The organism is Bacillus sp. JJ1562 (assembly GCF_036962705.1).
Taxonomy (GTDB): Bacteria; Bacillota; Bacilli; order Bacillales; family Bacillaceae_L; genus Ferdinandcohnia.
The window spans coordinates 1-4429 of the sequence record NZ_JBALOQ010000038.1 but is presented as its reverse complement, the minus strand read 5'-3'; the positions used below and the strand labels follow the sequence as shown (position 1 = coordinate 4429).

Below are 4429 nucleotides of genomic sequence, written 5' to 3'. Positions count from 1 at the left end.
ATCAAAGCAAAAGGGTAACGCAAGAGTTTCAATCGTCCCCGATAGCCAAGAGATCCTAGCCAAAGGGTAACGAACCGCACCCCCCATATACCACCGCCCCTTATCAAAAACCAGTCTTTTTCCTCATTTTCGTTAGTAATTGTATAAATTATGATAAAATTAATTGGAAATGAACAGGATTTTATATAGAATAAGTAGAAGTTAAAACAATACATAAAGTTTACAACTAAAAACAGGAGGTTCATCATACATGAGCTGGATGGAAAAGTATAACCAATGGATTAACAAACCTGGGTTAGATCAAGAAATCAAGGATGCATTGGTTGAAAAGAAAGACAATCAAAAAGAACTTGAAGATTGCTTTTATAAAAATCTCGAGTTTGGAACTGGTGGAATGCGTGGAGAAATCGGACCAGGGACAAACCGTATGAACATATATACCGTTCGCAAGGCTTCGGCAGGGCTTGCTGCTTTTATCGAATCATTCGGTGAAGAAGCGAAGCGTCGAGGGGTTGCAATTGCATTTGACTCCCGTCATAAATCACCTGAATTTGCAATGGAGGCTGCGAAAACCCTTGCTACATATGGGATTCAAACCTACGTATTTGATGAACTCAGGCCGACACCAGAGCTTTCATATGCGGTTCGTCATTTAAATGCATTCTCAGGAATCGTTGTAACAGCGAGTCATAACCCACCCGAATATAATGGCTATAAGGTATACGGCTCTGATGGTGGACAATTACCACCTGAAGCTGCTGATACGGTAATTGAAAAAGTAAATGCAATTGAAAATGAGCTTGACTTAAAAGTTGGTAGCGAGGAAGAATTAAAGGCTTCTGGACTGATTCATATGATTGGTACAGAAATCGATAATGCATACACAGAAAAACTTAAAACAATCTCAATTAATCCAGAACTTTCACAGGTTGGGGTAAAAGTTGTATTTACACCACTTCATGGAACGGCAAACAAGCCAGTTCGTAACGGACTAAAAGCATTTGGCTACGAAAACGTTACAATCGTGAAAGAACAAGAACTTCCTGATCCAAATTTCTCAACAGTTAAATCACCGAACCCTGAAGAGCATGCAGCATTTGAATTAGCGATTAAAGAAGGTAAGAAAATCGATGCTGACATTTTAATCGCAACAGATCCAGATGCAGACCGTTTAGGGGTAGCTGTGAAGGATGACAAAGGTGAATATGTTGTCCTAACTGGAAACCAAACAGGGGCTATTTTACTTCACTACATTTTGGAAGAAAAGAAAAAGCAAGGAATGCTTCCTGAAAATGGTGTTGTTCTTAAGACAATCGTTACATCTGAAATTGGTCGGGACATCGCAAAATCATTTGGTCTTGATACAATTGATACACTTACAGGATTTAAGTTTATCGGTGAAAAAATCAAGCAATATGAACATACAGGAGAATACAAATTCCAATTCGGCTATGAAGAAAGCTATGGCTATCTTATAGGGGACTTTGCTCGTGATAAAGATGCTGTCCAAGCAGCTTTATTAGCAGTTGAAGTTTGTGCTTATTATAAAAACAAAGGCATGACTATGTATGAAGGCTTAATGGAGATTTTTGGGAAATATGGGTATTACCGCGAGGGCCTAGAATCCTTAACATTAAAAGGAAAAGAAGGTGCAGAGCAAATTAACAGTCTCCTTGCAGGCTTCCGTAGCCAGCCACCAACAAAAGTTGCTGGTCGTAAGGTAACACGAATTGAGGACTATAAGGAAAGTGTTCGCACAAACGTTGAAGAAGGAAAAAAAGAGGAAATCAAGCTTCCTAAATCAAATGTGTTGAAGTACTTCCTTGAAGATGGTTCATGGTTCTGCTTACGTCCATCAGGGACTGAACCAAAGGTGAAATTCTATTTTGGTGTTAAAGGAAATTCACTTGAGGACAGTCAAAATGTTTTAAATAGCATTTCATCAGATGTAATGGAACAAGTTCATAACACGTTAAAATAAAACGGGACCCACTGGGTCCTGTTTTTTTATGTAAGTAAGTGGGGAATTTTTTTCCCCACTTACATATGAGCAGCTAATTCTTCCATGCTTTCTGTGGATGCATGGTCTATATAACGGAGTAAAGAATATAACTGTCGTTCGATAACGGAATAGTCTTTTTCAAAATTATATGCATGTAGAAAATGTTCGATTTTTTTCGAAAGGAAATCATCCTTTGTTCGAACCATTAGAATAAGTAGGTTGTCCCACTGTGAACGATGTGTGTAGTAAAGTGCTTTGTCGTAATCTACTGTATTCACTGCTTTTCCCTCCTTCGTAGGAGTTGATTATAGTTTGTGGAGAAAACAAGATTTTTCACGGTGTAAATCTTGGACAAGAAGCCAAAACAATTTTGAATACATAATCGAGAGTTATTGTATTTTGGGAAAAAATAAAATGACTAATATCTCCTGATAAAGCGCAAAATACAATTGATTTTCTACATAGGAGGTAAAGATAATGGCAAAAAAAATATTCATTCCAATTTTCTGTAGTATGTTCCTTTTGGCTGGGGGTGGCCTTGTAAGCGCGCAACAGAAACCACCTCAAAAACCGCCACAGCAACAACAACAGCTTCCAACAGATTATGAAAAATGGGGTAAAATTGCAGTTGACGTTGCGAAGTTAAATTTCCCGGACAGTAAAATTAGTGATTATCAATATAAGGGGCGAGAAGAAATCACTGATAAGCAATCAAAGGATACGTTTGAATTAACAGTTCAATCAAAAGATCGTACGTTCAGAGCAAAGGTAATGATCCTGTTTAATCCACAAACGGAGTCCCTCTTATCACTAAGCATTGAAGAAGTAAAGTAAGTGATGAAAATGGCCACAAATTGTGGCCATTTTCGGTTAAAAACATGTAACATTGAAATCCCCCATTCATCATTTTGATCAATTGCTCATAAATTGTGATAAGGACGAAAAGGGGGAGATCAACTGTGAGAGATTCTGATCGTCAGGCACTCCAGTATGCAATTGATGAAATTACAGAAATTGCAGAAGGTTTTGGGCTTGATTTTTATCCAATGAGATATGAAATTTGTCCGGCAGATATAATTTATACATTTGGTGCTTACGGGATGCCAACGCGTTTTTCCCATTGGAGCTTCGGAAAGCAATTTTATCGAATGAAGCTGCAGTATGATTTAGGATTAAGTAAGATTTACGAGCTCGTTATCAATTCTAACCCTTGTTATGCGTTTTTGCTTGATTCCAATTCCCTCATTCAAAACAAATTAATCGTCGCCCACGTACTTGCTCACTGTGATTTTTTCAAGAATAATTTTCGTTTTAGCAATACAAAACGAGATATGGTCGAAAGCATGGCCGCAACCGCTGAGCGGGTAAAACATTATGAGCATTTATATGGAAAACTTGAGGTGGAGACGTTTTTAGATGCAGTATTAGCTATCCAAGAGCACATCGACCCATCTCTAATGAGACCAAAACTTTCATGGAGTCTTGAAGATAAAGATGAGGAAGAAGTAAAACGGAAACCGACGCCTTATGATGATTTATGGGGCTTGGATAAAAAGGCAACAAATCCCCAACCGTCCCATCGGAAGAAAAAGAAGTTCCCTCCACAGCCCGAAAAAGATGTTCTTTTATTTATTGAACAATACAGTCGAGAGCTAGAGGATTGGCAACGCGATATTTTAACAATGATGCGAGAAGAAATGCTCTATTTCTGGCCACAGCTTGAAACGAAAATCATGAACGAAGGCTGGGCTTCTTATTGGCACCAACGCATTATTCGAGAAATGGATCTGACGTCAGATGAAGCAATCGAGTTTGCTAAGCTCAATGCAGGTGTTGTTCAGCCGTCAAAAACAAGCATTAATCCATATTATTTAGGTTTAAAAATCTTTGAGGATATCGAGGAACGCTATAATAATCCTTCAAAAGAGATGTTAGAGCGCGGTGTAAAGCCAGGTTCTGGCCGGGAAAAAATATTCGAAGTGCGTGAAGTCGAATCTGATATCTCGTTCATTCGAAATTATTTAACGAAGGATTTAGTTTTACGTGAGGATATGTATCTGTTCCAAAAACAAGGTCGAGATTACAAAATCATTGATAAACAGTGGGAGCAGGTTCGTGACCAGCTCGTTAACATGCGGGTGAATGGGGGCTTTCCTTATATTACGGTCAATGATGGCGACTATTTAAAAAGCGGTGAGATCTACCTAAAGCACTGGTATGAAGATATTGAACTAGACTTAAAATATCTTGAAAAAGTACTACCTTACATTTACCAACTTTGGGGCCGACCTGTCCATATGGAAACCATACTTGAGAATAAAACAGTCGTCTTTACTTACGACGGAAAGACGGTACATCGGAAATATATTTAGAATACAAAGAACAAAGAACAGTCCCCTAGGACTGTTCTTTCAGACTGTAGACAAA

4 protein-coding genes are annotated in these 4429 nt (G+C 38.4%); 3 read left to right on the top strand and 1 reads right to left on the bottom strand.

Features of this window, described 5'->3' with window-relative positions; genetic code table 11:
- Positions 1-250: 250 nt before the first annotated feature.
- Positions 251-1981, top strand: a complete 1731-nt coding sequence (locus V7097_RS20085; protein WP_335705430.1) for a phospho-sugar mutase — start codon at positions 251-253, stop codon at positions 1979-1981.
- Positions 1982-2040: 59 nt separating this feature from the next.
- Here the strand turns inward: V7097_RS20085 and V7097_RS20080 are convergent, their stop codons facing one another.
- Positions 2041-2280, bottom strand: coding sequence for a YhdB family protein (locus V7097_RS20080; RefSeq protein WP_099353313.1), 240 nt, complete (start codon positions 2278-2280; stop codon positions 2041-2043).
- Positions 2281-2479: 199 nt separating this feature from the next.
- On the opposite strand from V7097_RS20080, the gene V7097_RS20075 reads away from it, so the two are divergent.
- Both V7097_RS20075 and V7097_RS20070 read left to right on the top strand, forming a co-directional pair.
- Complete coding sequence (locus tag V7097_RS20075; protein ID WP_335705429.1) at positions 2480-2836, top strand: DUF3889 domain-containing protein; 357 nt, start codon at positions 2480-2482, stop codon at positions 2834-2836.
- A 125-nt stretch (positions 2837-2961) separates the two neighbouring features.
- Positions 2962-4374: a SpoVR family protein gene (locus V7097_RS20070; protein ID WP_335705428.1), complete on the top strand. Its 1413-nt coding sequence runs from the start codon at positions 2962-2964 to the stop codon at positions 4372-4374.
- Positions 4375-4429 lie beyond the last annotated feature (55 nt).